Genomic DNA, 21357 nt, shown 5'->3' with positions numbered 1-21357 from the left:
GGCAGTCGAGCTGCGCGGCATTCTACCAGCCTCGTGGCGGCTTGGGACCCTAGCCACCAGGCGGCTTGGGCCCCTGGCCGCCCTCCCCTCCGGCCTCGAGCCCCGCGGACTCCGGCGCGTCACCCGCCAGGTATTCCTGGAGCCGCGCCTCGGCCTGGTCGCCGAAGAGGATGTCGCAGGACTCGCGCAGCCCCGGGGAGGCTCGGATGGTCCGCTCCGGGACGACCAGCGAGATTTTCGATCGGCGCCTGAGGAAGTCCTCGAGCCTCGTCACCATCTCCCGGCGCCGGGCCTGCTGGAGCTCGCAGCGCAGGTACTCGGTGTGCTCGATCAGCACCTCGCCCTGCCGCGGGTCCTGGCGAATATCCTCCAGCATCTCCAGCGCCTGGGCGCCGTAGCGCCGCCACAGCCGCGTGCTCAGCGGCTCCGAGGCGCCCTCGGCGGTCATGGCGTCCAGGTCCATCAGTCGCGCCTGGTGCAGGAAGGCCTCGCGCACCGAGGCATCCGGCTCGCCGTACCAGCGCACCGTCGGGTAGGGAATCGCGACGCCCAGCCGCGCCACCTCCTCGACGACCTCCTCGCCGACGTTCAGGCAGTCGGTGAGCTTGCCGCCGAAGATGCTGAGGTGGGCCATCTCGGCGTCGATGTCGATGGCATGCTTGCGCGAGAGGTTCAGGAAGTCCCGCTCGCCGCCGCCGCTCGGCTTCACCGCCAGCGGTCGCACCCCGCAGCGGGTCGCGATGATGTCTTCCTTGCCGAGCGGCCTCTTCAGGGCGAGGCGAGTGTTGATGTTGTCGAGCACGAAGCGGATGTCCTCCTCGGTCGCCCCCACCTCGGGCCGCTCGACCCGGGTATCGGTAGTGCCGATGCAGGTGCGCGGCCCCATGGGGATGACGAAGAAGAGCCGACCGTCGTCGGCGAAGAAGGCCAGCACCCGCCGGCTATCGGTGAGCCGCGGCACGATCAGGTGGATGCCCTTGGAGAAGACGTGGCGATGGTCGGTCTGCTGGCCCGAGAGGCTGTTGTGCTGATCGACCCAGGGGCCGGCGGCGTTGATCAGCACCTTCGAGCGGACCTCGAAGGTGCGGCCATCCATGCGGTCGCGCACCCGGGTGATCCAGAGCCCACCCTCGCGACGCGCCCCCATCGACTCGACGTAGTTGGCCGCCACGGCGCCGAAGTCCAGCGCTGCGCGCACGAAGTTGAAGACGAAGCGGGCATCGTTGTCGTGCAGGTAGGCGTCGGAGTACTCGAAGCCGCCCTGGGCCATGGCGGTATCGATGATCGGCTCCCGGGCCTTGATGGCGGTGGGGCTCAGGAAGTGCGGGCGCCGAGTGAAGGCGTTGCCCATCAGCCAGTAGAGCCAGGTGCCGGCCCAGGGGTAGAGAGGATGATGGCGAAAGCCCCGGTTGATGGTGGTGAGGAAGCGGATCTCCTGCACCGTGGAGGGGTAGCTCTCGATCAGGTGATTGCGGCTCTTGCAGAGCTTGCGCACCAGGGCGAAGTCGCCGCTCTCCATGTACTTGATGCCACCCCACACCAGGTTGGAGGAGTGCATGCTGGTGCTGCCGGCGAAGTCACCACGATCGATCAGCGCCACCCGCGCGCCCTTGCCGCTGAGCGCGGCGGCGGCCGCGGCGCCGTTGATGCCGCCGCCGACGATCAGGACATCGAAGACCCGCTCGGGCAGCGTTCGAAGGTTGCTCTGTCTGAGTTGCATGTCTGGCCCCTTTGTCCGCCGCGCCGAGTGTCGAGGCGCCGCGCATGGAAGCGAAGGGCCCCGCTCGGCATGCGCCGAGCGGGGCCCTGGATCCCGTTCAGGCAACCGGTCACACGGACTGATGCGGCGCCGGACTCGGCCGGCGCCCGGTGATCATTCGCGCGAGCCGGCGGCCATCCACTCCTCCATCATCTGGTCGTAGGGCACGGTGGTACCCTGGGGCATCTCGTCGTCCAGCTTGGCCTTGGGCGCGCCGGGCTGGGAGAGCCAGTACTCGGGATCGCGCTCCTCGTTCAGGTTGGGCGCATAGGTGGTGAAGACCTTGGCCCGGGCGAGGCGTGCCATGATGCTATCGAGGTCCGCGGCCAGGTTGTCGAGGCCCTCCTGGGGCGAGATATCGCCGCTGACCGCGGGGGCGAGGTTCTGCCACCACAGCGGCGCCATGCGCGGATAGTCCGGCACGTTGGTCGAGGACGGCGTCCAGTTGGACTCGTTGGGGCTGCGGTAGAACTCGACCAGGCCGCCGAGCTTGGGCGCCATCTCGGTCATCTGCTCGGAGAAGATATCGGACTCGCGGATCGGCGTCAGGCCCGCCATCAGCTTCTCCAACGACACCGTCTTGGCGGTGGTGAACTGGGCGAACAGCCAGGCCGCGGTGCGGCGATCCTCGGGGGTGGAGTCGAAGAAGGTCCAGGAGCCCACGTCCTGGTAGCCGACCTTCATGCCCTCCTCCCAGTAGGGACCGGCGGGCGACGGCGCCATGCGCCACTTGGGCGTGCCGTCCTCCTCGGTCACCGGCAGGCCGGGGTCGGTCATGTCGGCGGTGAAGGCGGTGTACCAGAACATCTGCTGGGCGACGTTGCCCTGGGCCGGCACCGGCCCCGCCTCGCCGAAGGTCATGCCGCTGGCCTCGGGCGGCGCGTACTTCTCGAGCCAGTCGACCATCTTGGTCACGGCGAAGACCGAGGCCGGGGCATTGGTGGCGCCGCCGCGGCTGACGCTCGCGCCCACCGGCTCGCTCTGCTCGTTGACGCGGATGCCCCAGTCGTCCACGGGGTTGCCGAAGGGCACGCCGGGGCTGCCCATGCCCGCCATGGAGAGCCAGGAGTCGTGGAAGCGCCAGCCCAGCGACGGGTCGCGGCGCCCGTAGTCCATGTGGCCATAGACCTTGGTGCCGTCGATCTCGCCGACATGCTCGGTGAAGAACTCGGCGATCTCCTCGTAGGCGGTCCAGTTGGTCGGCACGCCGAGTTCATAGCCATACCGCTCGCGGAACTGGTTCTGAAGGTCCTCGCGCTGGAACCAGTCGTAGCGGAACCAGTAGAGGTTGGCGAACTGCTGGTCGGGGAGCTGGTAGAGGTTGCCATCGGGGCCGGTGCCGTACTGCAGGCCGATGAAGTCATCGAGGTCCAGGGTCGGCAGGGTGTAGTCGGCCCACTCGTTCGCCATGGCCTCGGTGATATTCACGGTGGTGCCGTAGCGGATGTGGGTGCCGATGGCGTCGGAGTCGTTGACGTAGCCGTCGTAGATGTTGCGACCCGACTGCATCTGGGTCTGCATGTTGTTGACCACGTCCCCCTCGCCGATGATGTTGTGGGTCACCTCGATGCCGGTGAGCTCGGTGAAGGCCTCGGCCAGCACGTCCCGCTCGTAGATGTGGGTGGTCAGGCCCTCCGCCACGGTGTTGATCTCCATGCCGCGGAAGGGCTCGGCGGCCTTGGCGAACCACAGGAGCTCCTCGATCTGCTGCTCGCGGGTCAGGGTCGAGTCCTGGAAGTGCTCGTCGATGAGCCGCTCGGCGATCGCCCGCGCATCGTGGTTGTCGGCGTGCAGGGCGGTGCTGGCCAGCATGATGCTGGCCGCCACCAGTGAGCGTCGTATTGTTATTGCTGTCATGTTGACCTCGTTGGTTGTGGTCATGCGTCCATGCGCTCGCGGCGGCATGGGATTGCCGTCAGCCCCAGCGCATCAGGATCATCAGCCAGATCACCGATGCCCCCAGGGCCAGCCAGATGCTGAGCGGGGTGAAGCCCACGACCAGCAGATGGATGTAGGCGGCACAGAGCAGCCCGATGAAGAGACGATCGCCGCGGGTGGTGGCGATCGGCAGGAACCCCTTGCGCTCCACCGTCGGCGAGGCCACCTCCCAGGCGGTCATGCCGACCAGCATGGCGGCGATGACCGAGAAGAAGACGGTGGTGGGCGTGGTCCAGACCATCCATTCCATGTCGTGCCCTCCTCAGGTCCGGCCCAGGGCGAAGCCCTTGGCGATATGGTTGCGCACGAAGTAGACCACCACGATGCCGGGCAGGATGGTCAGGGTGCCGGCGGCCGCCAGGGTGCCCCAATCGATGCCCGAGGCCCCCTTGGTCTGGGTCATCACCGAGGCGATGGGCTGGGCGCCGGTGGAGGTCAGGGTGCTGGCCAGCAGCAGCTCGACCCAGGAGAACATGAACAGGAAAAACAGCGTCACGCCGATCCCCGAGCTGATCATCGGGATGAAGATCTTCACGAAGAAGCGCGGGAAGCTGTAGCCGTCGATGAAGGCGGTCTCGTCGATCTCCTTGGGCACGCCGCTCATGAAGCCCTCGAGGATCCACACCGCCAGCGGGATATTGAACAGGCAGTGCGCCAGCGCCACGGCAACATGGGTGTCGAAGAGGCCCACCGTGTAATAGAGCTGGAAATAGGGCAGCAGGAAGACCGCGGGCGGCGCCATCAGGTTGGTCAGCAGCCAGAAGAAGAGGTGCTTGTCGCCGATGAACTGGTAGCGGCTGAATGCGTAGGCCGCGGGCAGCGCCACGACGATGCTGATCACCATGTTCATCAGCACGTAGGTGATCGAGTTCACGTAGCCCATGTACCAGCTGGGCTCGGTGAAGATCTTGGCGTAGTGCTCCAGGGTGAAGTACTCGGGCCACAGGGTCAGCCCGCCGAGGATCTCGGTGTTGGACTGGAAGGACATGTTGAGCAGCCAGTAGATCGGCAGCAGCACGAAGACGATGTAGGCCGCCATCAGGCCCCGGCGGCGCCACTGGCGGGCGACCGGACGCGCCTGGCGACGCCGCTTCTGGTCGGCGGCGGCGGCACGCTTGCGCACGGCACCGGGGGTCGTGGGCAGGGAATCACTCATCCGGGGCCTCCTTGTGCGGGGTGTCTTTCTGCATGTTCATGATCGCCGTGTAGAAGACCCAGGTGACCAGCAGGATGATCAGGAAGTAGATCAGCGAGAAGGCGGCCGAGGGCCCGAGGTCCTGCTGGCCGATCGCCATGGTGGTCAGCGACTGGCTGAGGAAGGTGGTGGAGCTGCCGGGCCCGCCGCCGGTGAGCACGAAGGGCTCGGCGTAGATCATGAAGGAGTGCATGAAGCGCAGCAGGATGCCGATCACCAGCACGTTGGTGAGCTTGGGCAGCTGGATGAAGCGGAACACCGCCCACCTCGAGGCGCGATCGATCCGCGCCGCCTGGTAGTAGGCGTCGGGAATCGCGCGCAGGCCGCTGTAGCAGAGCAGCGCGATCAGCGGCGTCCAGTGCCAGACGTCCATCAGCACGATGGTCGCCCAGGCGTCCACGGGGCTCGCCGTGATGTTGTAGGCGTAGCCCAGCTCGCGCAGGCTCCAGCCCATCAGGCCGATGTCGCCGCGGGTGAAGATCTGCCAGATGCTGCCCACCACGTTCCAGGGGATCAGCAGCGGCATGGTCACGAGTATCAGCACCGCGGAGGCCTGCCAGCCCCGCTTGGGCATGATCAGGGCGATGCCGATGCCGAGCGGCACCTCGATGGCCAGCACGGTGAACGAGAAGGCGAACTGGCGCAGCACGGCCGCCTGCAGGGCCGGATCGTTGAGCATCTCCTTGAACCACTCGGTGCCCGTGAAGAAGCGCGTGTTGGCGTCGAAGACGTCCTGCACCGAGTAGTTGACCACCGTCATCAGCGGGATGACCGCGGAGAAGGCGACCAGCGCCAGCATCGGCAGGATGAGCCACCAGGCCCGGTTGTTGTAGACCTTATTCATGGGCGAACTCCACGCGAAACTCGTCGACGTACAGGCCGAGGCGCTCGTCGGGGAAGCGCAGCCAGGCCTGGCCGCTGGGCACCGGCTGGCCCTCCTCGATGCGCGCCTTGAGGGGCGTGCCGCCGAGGCTCAGGGTGACGAGCGAGTAGGTACCGAGGTCCTGGGTATGCTCCACCCGGGCCGGCATCCCCCCGGCGACGGGCTCGGCGTGCACCTCGATGAACTCCGGGCGGATGCCGAGTTTGACGTTGGACGAGCGGGCCCCGGCCACGGCATCGTGGACGCCCTGCCCCACCTCGAGCGGGGTCTCGCCGGCCATCACCCGCCCCTCGCGGGTCGTGACCGTCAGGAAGTTCATGCCGGGGCTGCCGATGAAGTAGCCGACGAAGGTGTGGTTGGGGGTCTCGAAGAGCTCCCGGGGCGTGCCGAACTGCACCACCTGCCCCTCATACATCACGGCGATCTTGTCGGCGAAGGTGGAGGCCTCGAGCTGGTCGTGGGTCACGTAGACCATGGTGATCTCGAAGCGCTGGTGGATCTCCTTGAGCTTGCGGCGCAGCTTCCACTTGAGCTGCGGGTCGATGACGGTGAGCGGCTCGTCGAAGAGGATCGCCGAGACGTCCTCGCGCACCAGGCCACGCCCCATGGAGACCTTCTGCTTCTCGTCGGCGGTGAGGTTCTTGGCCTTGCGCCGGAGCTGGCCGGTCAGCTCCAGCACCTCGGCGACCTCCGTCACCCGCTCGTGGATCCGCGCCTCGGGGGTCTTCACGTTGCGCAGCGGGAAGGCGAGGTTGTCGTATACGGTCATGGTGTCGTAGACGACCGGGAACTGGAACACCTGGGCGATGTTGCGCGCCTCGGGCGGCAGGGCGTTGACCACCTCGCCGTCGAAGAGCACCTCGCCGCTGGAGGGTTCCAGCAGCCCGGAGATGATATTGAGCAGGGTCGACTTGCCGCAGCCCGAGGGACCGAGCAGCGCGTAGGCGCCGCCCTGGCGCCAGACGTGGTCCATCTCGCGGATGGCGTAGTCCTCGGGCGAGGTCGGGTTGGGCAGGTAGGTGTGGGCCAGCGACTTCAGGGTGATCTCGGCCATGTCACACGCCCCCCAGGTGGTTCGGGATATGCACCACGGCGCCCGCGCGGTCGAAGGCATAGACCTTGTGGGTCGGGAAGTAGAGGGTCACGGGGGCGTCGACGTCGAAGGCGTGGACGCCCTCCAGGTGGACGGTCATGTGGAAGCGATCGTTGTGCACGTGCAGGAAGGTCTCGGAGCCGCTGATCTCGGCCAGGTCGACGATCATCGGCACCTCGATGTCGTCTGGGGCCCGGGGCGCGAGCGAGATGTGCGAGGCGCGCACGCCGAAGCGGTACTCCCCGGGCGGCAGCGAGCGCAGGTCGTCGTTGAGGGGGAAGTGGGTGCGCTCGTCGAAGGTCACCTCGCTGCCGGAGACGATGCCGTGGACGATGTTGATCGGCGGTTCGGAGAACATCTCCGCGGCGAGGATGTCCCGCGGGCGGTGGTAGACGTCCTCGGTTCGGCCGTATTGCAGCAGGCACCCCTCGTGCAGCACGGCGGTGTTGCCGCCGAGGGCCAGCGCCTCGGTGGGCTCGGTGGTCGCGTAGACGGCGATGCAGCGGCGCTCGCTGAAGACACTGCGCAGCTCGTCCCGAAACTCCTCGCGCAGTTTGTAGTCGAGGTTGACCAGCGGCTCGTCGAAGAGCACCACGTCGGCCTCCTTGACCAACGCCCGCCCCATGGCGGTGCGCTGCTGCTGGCCGCCGGAGAGCTCCAGCGGCAGGCGGTCGAGCAGGTGCTCGATGTGCAGCATCTCGGCCACCTCCCTCACCCGCCGGTCGATCTCGGCCCGGGAGACCCGGGCGAGCTTCAGGGGCGAGGCGATGTTGTCGAAGACCGTTAGGGCCGGGTAGTTGATGAACTGCTGATAGACCATGGAGACGTTGCGCTTGCGCACCGAACGACCGGTGACGTCCTCGCCGTTCATCAGGATGCGCCCCCGGGTGGGCACGTCCAGCCCGGCCATCAGCCGCATCAGGGTGGTCTTGCCCGACAGGGTTCGTCCGAGGAGGACGTTGAAGGAGCCGGGCTCGAGCTCCAGGTTCACGCCCGTGATGTGGGGGGAACCACCGACCACATGATCGATGTTGTCTAGAATCAGGGACATACGGCTCTCGACGTGTCGTTGTTCTTGGGCGAGCCTGGTGACTCGTTCAGACAACGTAGCCGAGATTCACTTTCAATCACAAATGTCGCCAAGCGAAAGCTTCGACTCCCGCCGCCCAGGCGGCGGACCTCCCCTATCAAACCATTGATAACTATAAACTTTGTTAGACATTGAACTTTTGTCTAATCAAGAACGGAAGCGAGGCTCCGGGGCATCACCGACACGGCATGCGCGGAAACGAACATATCGAGCCCCATCGCGAACCCGAGCGCGAGCGGGAACAATGACATGGCGGTCACGGCCTGCGATGAACGATCGGGACCGAGGAGTGGCGGAGGGAGCGGCGACGGGGCGGAAGGAGGGCAAGGCGTCGCCCCTGGCGGGCGAATGTCACCCCCGCAGGCAGGGCCCGCGGGGGCGCGTAGGTACACTCAGCGAGTGCCGAAGATCTTGTCGCCGGCGTCGCCCAGACCCGGCACGATGTAGCCGTTCTCGTCGAGGCGGTCGTCCACCGAGGCGGTGTAGATCTCGATGTCCGGATAGCTCTCCTGGACGCGCTTGATGCCCTCGGGAGCGGCCACCAGCACGATCACCTTCATGTGCTTGCAGCCGCGCTCACGCAGCATGTCCAGGGTCGCCACCATGGTGCCGCCGGTGGCCAGCATCGGGTCGATGACGATCGCCATGCGTTCGTCCATGTCATTGGCGAACTTGGCGAAATAGGGCACCGGCTCGAGGGTATCCTCGTCGCGGTAGAGGCCGACCACGCTGATCCGCGCGCTGGGGATCAGGTCGGTGACGCCGTCGAGCATGCCCAGGCCGGCGCGCAGGATCGGCACGATGGTGACCTTCTTGCCCTTGAGCAGCTCGACCGGGATCGGCTTGCCGCTCCAGCCATCGATGTTCTGGGTCTCGAGCTCGAGGTCGCTGGTCGCCTCATAGGTGAGCAGCTTGGCCAACTCGCCGGCCAGTTCGCGGAAGCTCTTGGTGCTGATGCCGGCTTCGCGCATCAAGCCAAGCTTGTGCTGGACCAGGGGATGCTGGATGGCGTGGACACTCATGGGGATGACCTCTTCGACGGCGGCGGGAACGGCGACCATCGTCGGATGGACGACGATGGCAAATTGCGCGCCATTCTAAACGCATCCGGCGTCGAGGTTAAGGCTGCTCGGGCAACTGCCAGTCGATGGGCGCGCGGCCGTGCTCGACCAGGAAGGCGTTGGCCCGCGAGAAGTGATGGTTGCCGAAGAAGCCGCGATGGGCCGAGAGCGGCGACGGGTGCGGAGACTCCAGCACCAGATGGCGCGAGGTGTCGATCAGCGACTTCTTCTGGCGGGCATGGCCACCCCACAGCAGGAAGACCGTGGGCCCGGCATGGTCGCTGACCGTGGCGATGGCGCGGTCGGTGAAGGTCTCCCACCCCTTGCCGCGGTGCGAGCCGGCATGGCCCTGCTCCACCGTCAGCGAGGTGTTGAGCAGCAGCACGCCCTGGCGCGCCCAGGCCTCGAGGTGGCCGTGGGCCACCGGCCGGGTGCCGACATCCGCGGCCAGCTCCTTGTAGACGTTGGAAAGCGAGGGCGGCACCCGCACTCCCGGGCGCACCGAGAAGCAAAGGCCGTGGGCCTGGTCCGGCCCGTGGTAGGGATCCTGACCCAGGATCACCACCTTGACCTCGTCCAGCGGGGTCAGCTCGAAGGCACGAAACCAGTCGGCAGAGTGCGGGTAGATCACCTTCCTGGCCGCCTTCTCGGCGGCCAGGAAATCGCGCAGCGCCTGCATGTAAGGCGCATCGAACTCCTGACCGAGCCACCGCTGCCAGCTATCGGGAAGGGGGCACGTCATGGTTCAGCGCTTCTCCTGATCGACCAGCGGCTCGACGTAGGCCACGCCCATGTCCCAGGGGAACTGGATCCAGCAGTCCTGGGCGACCTCGGTGAGGTACTGATCCACCAGCGGCCGGCCATCGGGCTTGGCGTAGACGGTCACGAAGTGCGCCTTGGGCAGCATCTCGCGCACCGCCTTCGCGGTGCGCCCGGTGTCGACCAGGTCGTCGACCAGCAGCCACCCCTCGCCGTCGTGGTCGACGCCCTTCATCACCTCCAGGCCGCCCTGCTCCATGCGCTCGTAGCTCTTGATGCAGACGGTGTCGATCAGCCGCACGTCGAGCTCCCGGGCGATCAGCGCGGCGGGGATCAGCCCGCCGCGGGTGATCGCGACGATGCCCTTGAGGTCGCGGCCGATCAGTCCCCGGCAGAGCTCGCGCACGTCGGCGTGCAGCCGGTCCCAGGAGATGATCAGACGCTTGTGGTAGCGAGAGCTGCTCATGGCGTCATTCGTCCTCGGTGAAGGAGCAGACCGCGAACACGCTGAAGCCCGCGTCACGGATGCGCTGGGCCCCGCCGAGGTCCGGCAGGTCGACGATGGTGGCGGTCTCCACCACCTGGCCACCGCTGCGGGTGATCAGCTTGGCGGCGGCCAGCATGGTGCCGCCGGTGGCGATCAGGTCGTCGACCACCAGGATGCGATCGCCCTCACGGAAGGCGTCGGAGTGCAGCTCCACCTCGGCCTCGCCGTACTCCAGGGTGTAGGTCTCGCTGATGGTGCGAAACGGCAGCTTTCCCTTCTTGCGTACCGGCACGAAGCTGCAGCCGAGCTCGTAGGCCAGCGGCGCGCCGACGATGAAGCCGCGCGCGTCGATGGCGGCGATGGCGTCGATCTCCATCTCCTGGTAGCGATGCACGAAGCTGTCGATCAGCTTGCGGAAGGCCGCGCTGTTCTGCAGCAGCGGGGTGATGTCGCGGAAGTTGACCCCCGGCTGCGGCCAGTCGGGGACGGTACGGATCACGGACTTGATGTAGTCGCCGTAGATGCTCATCGGATGCAGTCTCGATCAGTGAATGCAGTTAGCTGGGATCAGCTGAGAAACAGGAACTTGGCGGCGAACAGCAGCGCCAGGACGATCACCGCCGGGTTGAGGTCCTTGAACCGCCCGGAAAGCGCCTTGATGGCGGCGAAGCTGATGAAGCCCAGCGCGATGCCCTCGGCGATGGAAAAGGTCAACGGCATCGCCAGGGCGGCGATCAGCACGGGGGCCGCCTCGGTGGGATCGTCCCAGTCGGCGTGGGAGAGGCTGCCGGCCATCAGCACCGCCACGTAGAGCAGCGCCCCGGCGGTGGCGTAGGACGGGATGGAGCCGGCCAGCGGCGCGAAGAACAGGCTGATCAGGAAGAGCGCGGCCACCACCACGGCGGTGAGGCCGGTGCGCCCGCCGGAGACGATGCCCGCGGTGGACTCGACGTAGCTGGTGGTGGTGGAGGTACCGAGCACCGCGCCGGCCATGGAGGCGCCGCTGTCGGCCATCATGGCGCGACCGATGCGCGGCAGCTTGCCGTCCTTGTCGAGCAGGCCGCCCTTGTGGGCCACGCCCACCAGGGTGCCGGAGGTGTCGAAGAGGTCGACGAACAGGAAGGCGAAGATCACGCTCAGCATCGCCACGTCGAACGCCCCGGCGAGATCGAGGGCCATGAAGGTCGGCGCGATGGAGGGCGGCATCGAGACCAGGCCCCCGAACTCGTTGTGGCCGAGCACCATGGCCAGGGCGGTCACGCCGAGGATGCCGATCATCACCGCCCCGGTGACTCGGAGATAGGCCATGGCGGTGATCGCGAAGAAGCCCAGCAGCGCGTACAGCGCCGACGGCTCGGTGAGATCGCCAAGCGACACATAGGTTGCCTCGTTGGCCACCACGATGCCGGCGTTCTTGAGCGCGATCATCGCCAGGAACAGGCCGATGCCCGCGGCGATCCCCAGGCGCAGGGAGAGCGGGATCGAGTTGATGATCCACTCGCGGATCCGGAAGACGCTGAGCAGGAAGAAGATGAAGCCCGAGAAGAAGACCGCGCCGAGCGCCGCCTCCCAGGTGTAGCCCATGCCTAGCACCACGCCATAGGTGAAGAAGGCGTTCAGGCCCATGCCCGGGGCCTGGGCGATGGGATAGTTGGCCCACAACCCCATGATCAGACAGCCCACGGCCGCGGCCACGCAGGTGGCGACGAACACCGCCCCGTAGTCCATCCCGGTCTGGGAGAGGATGCTCGGGTTGACGAAGATGATGTAGGCCATGGTCAGGAAGGTGGTGATCCCGGCGATGACCTCGGTCTTCACGCTGGTCTGGTGCTCGGTGAGCTTGAAATGGTGGTCGATGAGGCGTTTCAGCATGGGTGTCCTTCCTGCGCGCAGTGACGTCTGGGCGTCCGGATGTCGTGAGCCGTTTCCCGGCCCGACACACCGGAGGGTGGCGAGAAAAGCAGCCTATGGTACCCAAAGCCTCTGCGCGTTGCGAGGCGTCCGGGCGGCACGCTCCCCATAGTTAAGCAATCGCCGGGCCATTCGCCACCCGGCCTGCCAACGCAGCGATGCACTCCGCCCGATCGGCCCCTTGTGATCAGACTCCGCGCGCCTCGAGCACCCGCTCCACCGTCTCGACGATGGCCTGGGTCTGGGGGTCGATCTCGATGTTGACCCGGTCACCGGGCACGCGGTCGACCAGGATGGTCCTGGCCAGCGTCTCGGGAATCAGGTCGACGCAGAACCGCGGGCCGTGCTCGGCCGTGGCGGGGCGCGTGGCGCCGATGGTCAGGCTGATGCCGTCGACGCCGATGTAGCCCTTGTCGAACAGGTAGCGACCCAGCGACGCCGGCACCTCGAACCACAGGCGGCGGTTGTTGGGCGCCTCGTCGAGCTCGACGAGCTCGGCCATGCCCATGACGTGGCCGGACATGGCGTGGCCACCGATCTCGTCACCGAAGCGGGCCGCGCGCTCGATATTGACGCGATCGCCCTCCTTCAGCGCACCGAGATTGGTCACGCGCAGGGTCTCGCGCATCAGATCGAAGCTGATCCGCTCCCCCTCGATGGCGGTCACCGTGAGGCAGACGCCGTTATGGGCCACCGAGGCGCCCAGCGCCAAGCCCTCGTTGAGCGGTGCCGGCAGCGCCAGCACGTGGGTGCGGAAGGCCTCGGCCTCCTGGATGGCCACCACCTCAGCGGTGCCCTGTACGATGCCTGTGAACATGGATGCTCCTCGTGCGGGGCGGTCCTGGCGGCCCGCCAAAGCGGCCAGTCTAGGAAACCCGGCCCTGCGCGTCCATCCACGGCATCGTGCCCTCCCGACGCCCTTTCGACCCGCCATGATCACCACGCATGGGCGACGGCGCAGAAAATATCACCATATCGAAGCGCCCTTAATGGCGGCATGGCCTGGCACCCTTGACGATCGGGCGTTTGAAACATAGACTTTCGCGCTACATTTTGAAGGCGCCGATTTGAACCCGGATTGCGGGCGCCGACGTCGTGGAGCGCCTCTCGAGGCAACCCGCGGCGTGAAGTGCAGCTAAAAGGGTGTGTCCAGCGTTGATGGCCACCCGTCAGGGTGGCCTTTTCTTATGCCCGACGCTGCCACGCCCGCCCGGCCGGCGCCCCACCGGCGGCTGCGATGATTCGACTACACGACGTTTCCAAGACCTATTACCCCAAGGGGCGCAGTGGCGGCCCCAACGCGGTGACGGCGCTCAAACACGCCAACCTGCACGTGCCCAAGGGCGAGATCCACGGCGTGATCGGCCTCTCCGGTGCCGGCAAGTCCACGCTGATTCGCTGCGTCAACCTGCTCGAACGCCCCACCACGGGCACCGTGACCGTGGACGGCCAGGAGCTGACTGCCCTCTCCGGTGCGGCGCTCAACCAGGCACGCCACCGCATCGGCATGATCTTCCAGCATTTCAACCTGCTGACCTCGCGCACCGTCTTCGACAACGTCGCCCTGCCGCTTGAACTGATGGGCATGAAGCGCGCCGAGATCAAGGAGCGGGTGCTGCCGCTGCTCGAGCTGGTGGGCCTGGCCGACAAGGCGCGCCAGTACCCCGCCCAGCTCTCCGGTGGCCAGAAGCAGCGCGTGGCGATCGCCCGAGCGCTGGCCAGCCGCCCCAAGGTGCTGCTCTGCGACGAGGCCACCTCGGCGCTGGACCCCCACACCACCGGCTCAATCCTCGAGCTGCTGCGCGACATCAACCGCAAGCTCGGCCTGACCATCCTGCTGATCACCCACGAGATGGAGGTGGTGAAGTCGATCTGCCACCGGGTCAGCCTGATCTCCGACGGCGAGCTCGTCGAGGAAGCCGAGGTGGGCGACTTCTTCACCGCGCCCCGCACCCGGCTCGGCCGCGACTTCCTCAACGACTTCCTCGAGCTCGAGCCGCCCCAGGCGCTGATCGAGCGCCTCGAGGAGACGCCCGGCCCCACCAGCCACCCGGTGGTGCGCCTCGCCTTCTCGGGCGACGCCGTCTCGACCCCGTTGATCTCGCGACTGGCCCGCGAGTGCGGCGTCGACGTCAGCATCCTCCAGGCCAAGGTGGAGTCGATCCAGGATCGCACCCTGGGCCTGATGATCGCCGAACTGATGGGGCCGGCGGAGAAGACCCGCGAAGCCCTGGACTATCTCGAATCCCACGACCTGCAGGTGGAGGTGCTCGGCCATGTCCAGCGCGATGATTGAACTGATTCTCGAGGCCACCCTCGACACCCTCTACATGGTGGCGGTCTCGGGGGTGATCTCGGCCCTCGTCGGCATCCCTCTAGGCGTGCTGCTCTACGTCACCCGGCCGCGGCAGATACTCGCCGAGCCCACCCTCAACCGGGTGCTGGGCGCCATCACCAACATCGGCCGCTCCATCCCCTTCATCATCCTGATGGTCGCCATCATTCCGCTGACGCGGACGCTGGTGGGCACCTCGATCGGGACCAACGCCGCCGCCGTGCCGCTGACCATCGCCGCGATACCCTTCGTGGCACGCCTGGTCGAGGGGGCGCTCAACGAGATCCCGCCGGGGCTCGTCGAGGCCGCCCAGTCCATGGGCGCCACGCCCTGGCAGATCATCACCAAGGTGCTGGTGCCCGAGGCGCGCGGCGGCATCTTCACCGCCCTGACGGTGACCGCCGTCACCCTGGTCAGCTACTCGGCCATGGCCGGCGCCGTGGGTGGCGGCGGGCTCGGCGACCTGGGCATCCGCTATGGCTACAACCGCTTCAACCCCACCATCATGCTGATCACCGTGGTGATCCTGGTGGTGATGGTGCAGGGCTTCCAGAGCCTGGGCGATTATCTGGTGCGCAAGAGCGACCATAAGTGATGCGCCCTCTGAAATAACCAGAATGCATTACATTTTTTCTGCTTATTCCGTTAGTATCGAGCTCGACTCGTCTTTCACAAGGAGCATCGCGACATGCGCAAGACCCTGATCGGTACCCTGACCGCCTCCGCCCTGACCCTCGCCGCCGGCGCTGCCCTGGCCGACGAGCACGCCATCAAGGTCGGCACCGTGGCCGGCCCCGAGACCGACGTCATGAAGGTCGCCGCCGAGATCGCCGAGCGCGAGTACGGCCTCGAGGTCGAAATCATCGAGTTCACCGACTACGTGACGCCCAACGCCGCCCTGGCCGACGGCAGCCTCGACGCCAACGCCTACCAGCACGAGCCCTACATGCGCTCCATGGTCGAGGATCGCGGCTATGATTTCGCCATCGCCGGCTACACCTTCGTCTACCCGATCGGCGCCTACTCCGAGAAGTACGACAGCATCGAGGAACTGCCGGAGGGCGCCACCATCGCCCTGCCCAACGACCCCTCCAACGAGGGTCGCGCCCTGATCCTGATGCACAACGAGGGGCTGATCACGCTCCAGGACCCGACCTTCCTGGAAGCCACCCCGCTGGATATCGCCGAGAACCCGCACGACTTCGACTTCCGCGAGATCGAGGCCGCCCAGCTGCCCCGCGTGCTGCCGGACGTGGACATGGCCTTCATCAACAACACCTTCGCCCAGCCGGCCGGCCTGACCCTGGACGACGCCCTGATCAAGGAGGGCGCCGAGTCGCCCTACGTCAACCTGATCGCGGTGCGCGGCGGCGACGAGGATCGCGAGGCCATCCAGCAGCTGGTCGAGGCCTACCAGACCGACGAGGTCGAGGCCAAGGCGAGCGAGCTGTTCGGGCCGCAGGCAGTTCCCGGCTGGAAGTAACGCGGCAAGACTGCCGAACCGCGAGAGGCGCCGGCAGCTAGCCGAAGAGGAGGTCCTGCGCCAGGGACGGCGCCGGTAGCGCCCATGGACGGGTTCACAGCGCCTCCGCGAAGGCTGGCTGACGGATCAGCCTCGAGCCACAGCCCGATCGAGATCGTGACAAGGCCGGCCGGTACGCCGGCCTTTCCTGTTCAAGGAGCCCACATGACAACGGATCACCCGCAGCCCGACTACCCCCTGCTCGCCCGCCAGCTCGGCGCGCTGCTCGATACCCGCGACTGGCTGACCAACAGCGCCCAGACCTGTGCCTTCATCATGCAGGAGATCCCCGGGCTCAACTGGGCCGGCTTCTACCTGCAGCGCGAGCCCGAGCTGCTCTGCCTCGGCCCCTTCCAGGGCAAGCCGGCCTGCCACCCCATTCCCTTTTCCAAGGGCGTCTGCGGCGCGGCGGCGCGCAGCCGCGAGACCCAGCGCGTCGACGACGTCCACGCCGTCGCCGACCACATCGCCTGCGACGCGGACTCCCGCGCCGAGCTGGTGGCGCCGATCGTCATCGAGGATCGCCTGTGGGGCGTGCTGGACCTCGATAGCCCGACCCCGAGCCGCTTCAGCGATGCCGACCGTGCGGGCATCGAGGCGCTGGTCGAGGTCTTCGTTGCACGGAGCGACCTGGCGTGACGCCTGCCCGGCGAGGCGATCGGCCTCGCCGGGCGGGGTGCGCCGCCCCGCGGCGAGACCGTCGAGACGACGCGCCGGCGAAAAAGCGCGCAGCATGAAAAACGCCCCGCAGCCGGATGGCTGCGGGGCGTTCTCGAATCTGGTAGGACCAGGCGGATTTGAACCGCCGACCTCCACGATGTCAACGTGGCGCTCTAACCAACTGAGCTATGGTCCTGCACTGATGTGGGCGATGATGGTAGGACCAGGCGGATTTGAACCGCCGACCTCCACGATGTCAACGTGGCGCTCTAACCAACTGAGCTATGGTCCTTCACCCCGTTACCGGCGTATGTTCGCCGTGGCAACGGATGCGTATTCTACGCAAACGAATCCGGAATGCAAGCCCGTCGTGCGTTTTCTTTTCAGACGAATCAGCAAGTTGGCCTGCCCCGGCACGACCGGCTACTGAGTACGGACGCGCTCGACGGCCTCCTTCCAGCCGGCGTAGAGGCGCTCGCGCTCGTCGGGCGCCATCTGGGGAATGAAACGACGCTCGCAGCGCCACAGCTCGGCGATCTCGTCGAGGTCGCGATACCAGCCGAGGCGCAGCCCCGCCAGGTAGGCGGCCCCCAGGGCGGTGGTCTCCAGCACCGTGGGGCGATCCACCTGCACGCCGAGCATGTCGGCCAGGAACTGCATCACCCAGTTGTTGGCCACCATGCCGCCATCGACCCGCAGGATCCCCGGCGAGGCCGACATGTCATCGTCCATGCAGACCTGCAGGTCGCGGGTCTGGTAGCAGACCGCCTGCAGGCCGGCGGCCACGATCTCGGCGATCCCCGTGTCGCGGGTCAATCCCAGGATGGCCCCCCGGGCCCGGGGGTCCCAGTGGGGCGCACCCAGGCCGGTAAAGGCCGGTACCAGGTAGACGCTATGGCCGGTGCGGGTCTGGCAGGCCAGCGCCTCGGTCTCGGCGGCATCGGCAAACAGCTGCAGGCCGTCGCGCAGCCACTGCACCGTGGCCCCGGCGACGAAGATGCTGCCCTCCATCGCATAGGTCGGCTTGCCGTCGAGCCGATAGGCCACCGTGGTCAGCAGCCGGTTGCGAGAGGTCTCGGCCGATGCGCCGGTGTTGACGATCATGAAGCAGCCGGTGCCGTAGGTGCTCTTGCCCATGCCAGGCGTGAAGCAGGCCTGCCCCACCAGGGCCGCCTGCTGGTCGCCGGCCACCCCGGCGATGGGCAGCTCGCCGCCGAGCCACTGGGCATCGATGCGACCGAAGTCATCGCTGGAGTCCTTGACCTCCGGCAGCAGGCTCGCCGGAATGTCGAACAGCTCGAGCAGCGCCTCGTCCCAGCGCTGCTCATGGATATTGAAGAGCGCGGTGCGCGAGGCGTTGGTGGCATCGGTGGCGTGCACCCGCCCCCCGGTCAGCCGCCAGATCAGGAAGCTGTCCACGGTGCCGAAGGCGAGCTCACCGCGTTCGGCCCGCGCCCGGGCGCCGGGCACCTCGTCGAGCAGCCAGGCGAGCTTGGTCGCGGAGAAGTAGGGGTCGATCAGCAGGCCGGTGCGCGCCTGGACCTCCTCCAGATGGCCCGCCTCGCGCAGCCGCCGGCAGGCCTCGTCGGTGCGGCGATCCTGCCAGACGATGGCAGGGTGCAGCGCCTCGCCGGTCTCGCGATCCCACAGCACCGTGGTCTCGCGCTGGTTGGTGATGCCCACGCCGGCGATCTCGGCAAGCCCGACACCGTGACTGGCGATCACCTCGCGACAGGTGGCGAGCACGGTCTCCCAGATGTCCTCGGGGTCGTGCTCGATCCAGCCGTCGCGGGGGTAGTGCTGGGGGAACTCGCGCTGCGCCGTGGCGACGCTGCGCCCCTCGCGATCGAACAGAATCGCGCGGGAGCTGGTGGTGCCCTGGTCGATGGCCAGCAGGTAAGAAGCCATAGCAAGCATCCTGTCGTGGTGGTGGCGGCGTGCCAATTTCGCTTTTCGACGCTAATGTTCGATTATGATCATCAAGCCTACTCCAGCCCGCGACCGCGCTCAAATGACGCCGCGCCAAGACCGGAAAGGAACACCCGCAGGCGCCGATGCGACGCCCGTCGCTCGCGGGGGGCATGCCTGCATCCCGGACCGCGATGGCATAGAATCGGGCCAGCCAAGGAGAGACCATGAACCAGCAGCAACGCCAGGACGCCATCATCGATCTGGTCCGCCGCCAGGGCTATGCCAGCATCGAGCAGCTCACCGAGCACTTCTTGGTCACCCCCCAGACCATCCGGCGCGACCTCAACACCCTCGCCAACGAGGGGCGCATCCGACGCGTGCACGGCGGCGCCGGCCTGGAGTCGAGCACCGTCAACACCGCCTACTCGACCCGCAAGACCCTCAACCTGGAGGCCAAGCAGCGCATCGCCTCGCTGCTTGCCCGCCACGTGCCCGACCATGCCTCGCTGTTCATCAACATCGGCACCAGCAACGAGGTGATCGCCGAGGCGCTCCTCGAGCACCAGGGGCTGGAGGTGATCACCAACAACCTCAACGTGGCAGCGATCCTCCAGCACAAGGAGGACTTCAACGTGATCATCGCCGGCGGGCAGGTGCGCTCGCGTGACGGCGGCATCATCGGCGAGGCCACCATCGACTTCATCAACCAGTTCAAGGTGGACTACGGCATCATCGGCATCAGCGGCATCGACGAGGACGGCTCGCTGCTGGAGTTCGACTACCAGGAGGTACGGGTGGCCCAGGCCATCCTGCGCAACTCCCGCCAGGTGTTCCTGGCCACCGACCACTCCAAGTTCCGCCGCAATCCCGTGGTGCGCCAGGGCAACCTGGCCCAGCTCGACGCCCTGTTCACCGATCGCGAGCCGCCCGAGGCGATCGTGCGCCTGCTGAAGCAGCACGACGTCGCCCTGCACCTGGCCTGAGGGCATCGCATCGGCGCCGCCCGGCCCTCTCGCCCTCACGCCTCGCACGCCTTCCCACCGACCGACCGCACCGCCTACGCCACCCCATGTTGGCGTGCGAGCATGTGGCGCGCCTTGATGTTCGCATTGATTTCATCTATTTTCGTTTTCGAACATCGACGTGTATCACCAACAGCGGTCCGGCAGCGGACGGGAGACCCCATGAGCGACAGGCCAGACGAGGTCCTCGACCTCTACGTGATCGGCGGCGGCATCAACGGCGTCGGCATCGCCAACGATGCCGCTGGACGCGGACTCACCGTCGGGCTCTGCGAGCAGGGAGACCTGGCCGGCGCCACCTCGTCGGCCAGCAGCAAGCTGATCCACGGCGGACTGCGCTACCTCGAACACCATGAGTACCGCCTGGTGCGCGAGGCCCTTCGCGAGCGCGAAGTGCTGATGACCAAGGCCCCGCACATCATCTGGCCCCTGCGCTTCATCCTGCCCCATCGCCCCCACCTGCGGCCGGCCTGGATGCTGCGCGCGGGACTGTTCCTCTACGACCACCTGGGCAAGCGCAAGACGCTGCCCGCCTCCCGGAGCCTTCGGCTGGACCCTGGCCAGGGACTCGCTTCCGGCATCACCCGCGGCTTCGAATACTCGGACTGCTGGGTCGATGATGCCCGCCTGGTCGCCCTCAACGCGGTGCAGGCCCGGGATCATGGCGCCGAGATCCTGGTGCGCACCCGCTGCGTCGCGGCCCAGGAGCGCGACGGGGTCTGGGAGCTGACGCTGGAGGAGGTCGATGGCGGCACGCGCTTCACCCGGCGCTGTCGCACCCTGGTCAACGCCGCCGGCCCCTGGGTGGAGAGCGTGGTGCGCCGCCAGGTCGGTCACGATTCCCGGTATGGCGTGCGCCTGATCCAGGGCAGCCACCTGATCGTGCCGCGACTCAACCACGACGATCGGGCCTTTATCCTCCAGAACAGCGACCGACGCATCGTCTTCGTGCTGCCCTACGAGGAGGACTTCAGCCTGATCGGCACCACCGACCGCCGCTACGAGGGCGATCCGGCCCGGATCGAGGCCACCGAGGAGGAGATCGACTACCTGCTCTCGGTGGTCAACGCGCACTTTCGCACCCAACTCTCCCGCGAGGCGGTGATCCGCACCTTCTCGGGCGTGCGACCGCTGTGCGACGACGAGTCGGCGGAGCCCTCTGCCATGACCCGCGACTACACGCTCGATCTCGATACCACCGGCGCCCCGCTGCTGTCGGTCTTCGGGGGCAAGATCACCACCTACCGCAAGCTGGCCGAGGCGGCCCTCGAGGCACTCACGCCGCACCTGCCCGAGATGCGCGCACCCTGGACCGCCGAGGCGCCCCTGCCGGGCGGCGAGATCGGCGATCAGGCCGCCTTCGCGGCTCGCCTGCGCGAGGACTACCCCTTCCTGGAGGCCCACCAGGCACGGCGCTTCGCCCGCACCTACGGCACCCTGTGCCGACACTTCCTCGAGGGCCGAGCCACCCGGGCGGACCTGGGGGAGACCTTCGGGGCCGGCCTGACCGCGGCCGAGGTCGACTACCTGGTCGAGCGGGAGTGGGCGCGCAGCGCCGACGACATCCTGTGGCGGCGCACCAAGCTGGCCCTGCGCCTCACCGACTCCGAGCGGCAGCGGCTGAGCGACTACCTCGAGGCCAGCGCCTCGCCCTCCCCGCGCGCCACGCCCGACCCCGCGGCGCCGGCGGCACACGCTCGCCACTCCGCCTGAGCCGCGACGCGCGGCACA

20 protein-coding genes and 2 tRNA genes are annotated in these 21357 nt (G+C 67.3%); 6 read left to right on the top strand and 16 right to left on the bottom strand.

Going from position 1 to position 21357, the window contains the following annotated elements; genetic code table 11:
* Positions 1–49 precede the first annotated feature (49 nt).
* From FIU83_RS07310 to FIU83_RS07250, 13 genes are all read right to left on the bottom strand, one after another.
* On the bottom strand, positions 50–1720 hold the full coding sequence (locus FIU83_RS07310) for a glycerol-3-phosphate dehydrogenase/oxidase (RefSeq protein WP_152483442.1): 1671 nt from the start codon (positions 1718–1720) through the stop codon (positions 50–52).
* 153 nt (positions 1721–1873) lie between these two features.
* Positions 1874–3640, bottom strand: a complete 1767-nt coding sequence (locus FIU83_RS07305; RefSeq protein ID WP_253939560.1) for an ABC transporter substrate-binding protein — start codon at positions 3638–3640, stop codon at positions 1874–1876.
* Between the two features lie 34 nt (positions 3641–3674).
* A complete protein-coding gene (locus FIU83_RS07300) occupies positions 3675–3947 on the bottom strand; it encodes a DUF2160 domain-containing protein (RefSeq protein WP_152483441.1) in 273 nt (90 codons plus the stop codon).
* Positions 3948–3959: 12 nt separating this feature from the next.
* Positions 3960–4853 carry a carbohydrate ABC transporter permease gene (locus tag FIU83_RS07295; protein ID WP_152483440.1) on the bottom strand — a complete coding sequence of 298 codons (894 nt, stop codon included), beginning with the start codon at positions 4851–4853 and terminating at the stop codon, positions 3960–3962.
* Entirely contained in the window at positions 4846–5736 is an 891-nt protein-coding gene (locus FIU83_RS07290) for a carbohydrate ABC transporter permease (protein WP_152483439.1), read from the bottom strand. Before FIU83_RS07290 ends, FIU83_RS07295 begins: the two co-directional genes overlap by 8 nt.
* Positions 5729–6829 (bottom strand): ABC transporter ATP-binding protein, encoded by a 1101-nt coding sequence (locus FIU83_RS07285; protein WP_152483438.1) that lies wholly within the window; start codon positions 6827–6829, stop codon positions 5729–5731. Before FIU83_RS07285 ends, FIU83_RS07290 begins: the two co-directional genes overlap by 8 nt.
* A 1-nt stretch (position 6830) precedes the next feature.
* The gene (locus FIU83_RS07280) at positions 6831–7919 is read right to left on the bottom strand and encodes an ABC transporter ATP-binding protein (protein ID WP_152483437.1); all 1089 of its coding nucleotides are present in this window, start codon (positions 7917–7919) and stop codon (positions 6831–6833) included.
* A gap of 431 nt (positions 7920–8350) precedes the next feature.
* Positions 8351–8980 carry a uracil phosphoribosyltransferase gene (gene upp / locus FIU83_RS07275; RefSeq protein WP_152483436.1) on the bottom strand — a complete coding sequence of 210 codons (630 nt, stop codon included), beginning with the start codon at positions 8978–8980 and terminating at the stop codon, positions 8351–8353.
* A gap of 97 nt (positions 8981–9077) precedes the next feature.
* Positions 9078–9761, bottom strand: coding sequence for a uracil-DNA glycosylase (gene ung, locus FIU83_RS07270; RefSeq protein WP_152483435.1), 684 nt, complete (start codon positions 9759–9761; stop codon positions 9078–9080).
* A 3-nt stretch (positions 9762–9764) separates the two neighbouring features.
* Positions 9765–10244, bottom strand: coding sequence for a xanthine phosphoribosyltransferase (gene gpt, locus FIU83_RS07265; RefSeq protein WP_152483434.1), 480 nt, complete (start codon positions 10242–10244; stop codon positions 9765–9767).
* Positions 10245–10248: 4 nt separating this feature from the next.
* Positions 10249–10794, bottom strand: a complete 546-nt coding sequence (locus FIU83_RS07260) for an adenine phosphoribosyltransferase (protein WP_108444495.1) — start codon at positions 10792–10794, stop codon at positions 10249–10251.
* 38 nt (positions 10795–10832) lie between these two features.
* Positions 10833–12137 carry an NCS2 family permease gene (locus FIU83_RS07255; RefSeq protein ID WP_152483433.1) on the bottom strand — a complete coding sequence of 435 codons (1305 nt, stop codon included), beginning with the start codon at positions 12135–12137 and terminating at the stop codon, positions 10833–10835.
* Positions 12138–12363: 226 nt separating this feature from the next.
* Positions 12364–12993 (bottom strand): riboflavin synthase subunit alpha, encoded by a 630-nt coding sequence (locus FIU83_RS07250; protein WP_152483432.1) that lies wholly within the window; start codon positions 12991–12993, stop codon positions 12364–12366.
* Between the two features lie 420 nt (positions 12994–13413).
* Here FIU83_RS07250 and FIU83_RS07245 point away from each other — a divergent pair, with 420 nt between their 5' ends.
* From FIU83_RS07245 to FIU83_RS07230, 4 genes are all read left to right on the top strand, one after another.
* Positions 13414–14472: a methionine ABC transporter ATP-binding protein gene (locus tag FIU83_RS07245; RefSeq protein ID WP_152483431.1), complete on the top strand. Its 1059-nt coding sequence runs from the start codon at positions 13414–13416 to the stop codon at positions 14470–14472.
* Positions 14453–15106 carry a methionine ABC transporter permease gene (locus tag FIU83_RS07240; protein WP_152483430.1) on the top strand — a complete coding sequence of 218 codons (654 nt, stop codon included), beginning with the start codon at positions 14453–14455 and terminating at the stop codon, positions 15104–15106. Before FIU83_RS07245 ends, FIU83_RS07240 begins: the two co-directional genes overlap by 20 nt.
* A gap of 93 nt (positions 15107–15199) precedes the next feature.
* Positions 15200–15994 carry a MetQ/NlpA family ABC transporter substrate-binding protein gene (locus FIU83_RS07235; RefSeq protein WP_152483429.1) on the top strand — a complete coding sequence of 265 codons (795 nt, stop codon included), beginning with the start codon at positions 15200–15202 and terminating at the stop codon, positions 15992–15994.
* A 204-nt stretch (positions 15995–16198) separates the two neighbouring features.
* Positions 16199–16672 carry a GAF domain-containing protein gene (locus tag FIU83_RS07230; RefSeq protein WP_152483428.1) on the top strand — a complete coding sequence of 158 codons (474 nt, stop codon included), beginning with the start codon at positions 16199–16201 and terminating at the stop codon, positions 16670–16672.
* Positions 16673–16812: 140 nt separating this feature from the next.
* Here FIU83_RS07230 and FIU83_RS07225 read toward each other — a convergent pair.
* The 3 genes from FIU83_RS07225 to glpK all read right to left on the bottom strand — a co-directional run bounded on the left by FIU83_RS07225 (position 16813) and on the right by glpK (position 18601).
* Positions 16813–16889 (bottom strand) — tRNA-Val (locus tag FIU83_RS07225).
* Positions 16890–16908: 19 nt separating this feature from the next.
* Positions 16909–16985 (bottom strand) — tRNA-Val (locus FIU83_RS07220).
* 131 nt (positions 16986–17116) lie between these two features.
* Entirely contained in the window at positions 17117–18601 is a 1485-nt protein-coding gene (gene glpK, locus FIU83_RS07215) for a glycerol kinase GlpK (RefSeq protein WP_152483427.1), read from the bottom strand.
* Positions 18602–18828: 227 nt separating this feature from the next.
* Between glpK and FIU83_RS07210 the strand changes: the two genes are divergently transcribed.
* Positions 18829–19587 (top strand): DeoR/GlpR family transcriptional regulator, encoded by a 759-nt coding sequence (locus tag FIU83_RS07210; protein WP_152483426.1) that lies wholly within the window; start codon positions 18829–18831, stop codon positions 19585–19587.
* A 201-nt stretch (positions 19588–19788) separates the two neighbouring features.
* On the top strand, positions 19789–21339 hold the full coding sequence (gene glpD / locus FIU83_RS07205) for a glycerol-3-phosphate dehydrogenase (protein ID WP_152483425.1): 1551 nt from the start codon (positions 19789–19791) through the stop codon (positions 21337–21339).
* Positions 21340–21357 lie beyond the last annotated feature (18 nt).

Source organism: Halomonas sp. THAF5a (assembly GCF_009363755.1).
Taxonomy (GTDB): Bacteria; Pseudomonadota; Gammaproteobacteria; order Pseudomonadales; family Halomonadaceae; genus Halomonas.
The sequence above is the reverse complement of the archived record's forward strand: the minus strand, read 5'-3'. Positions and strand labels throughout refer to the sequence as shown.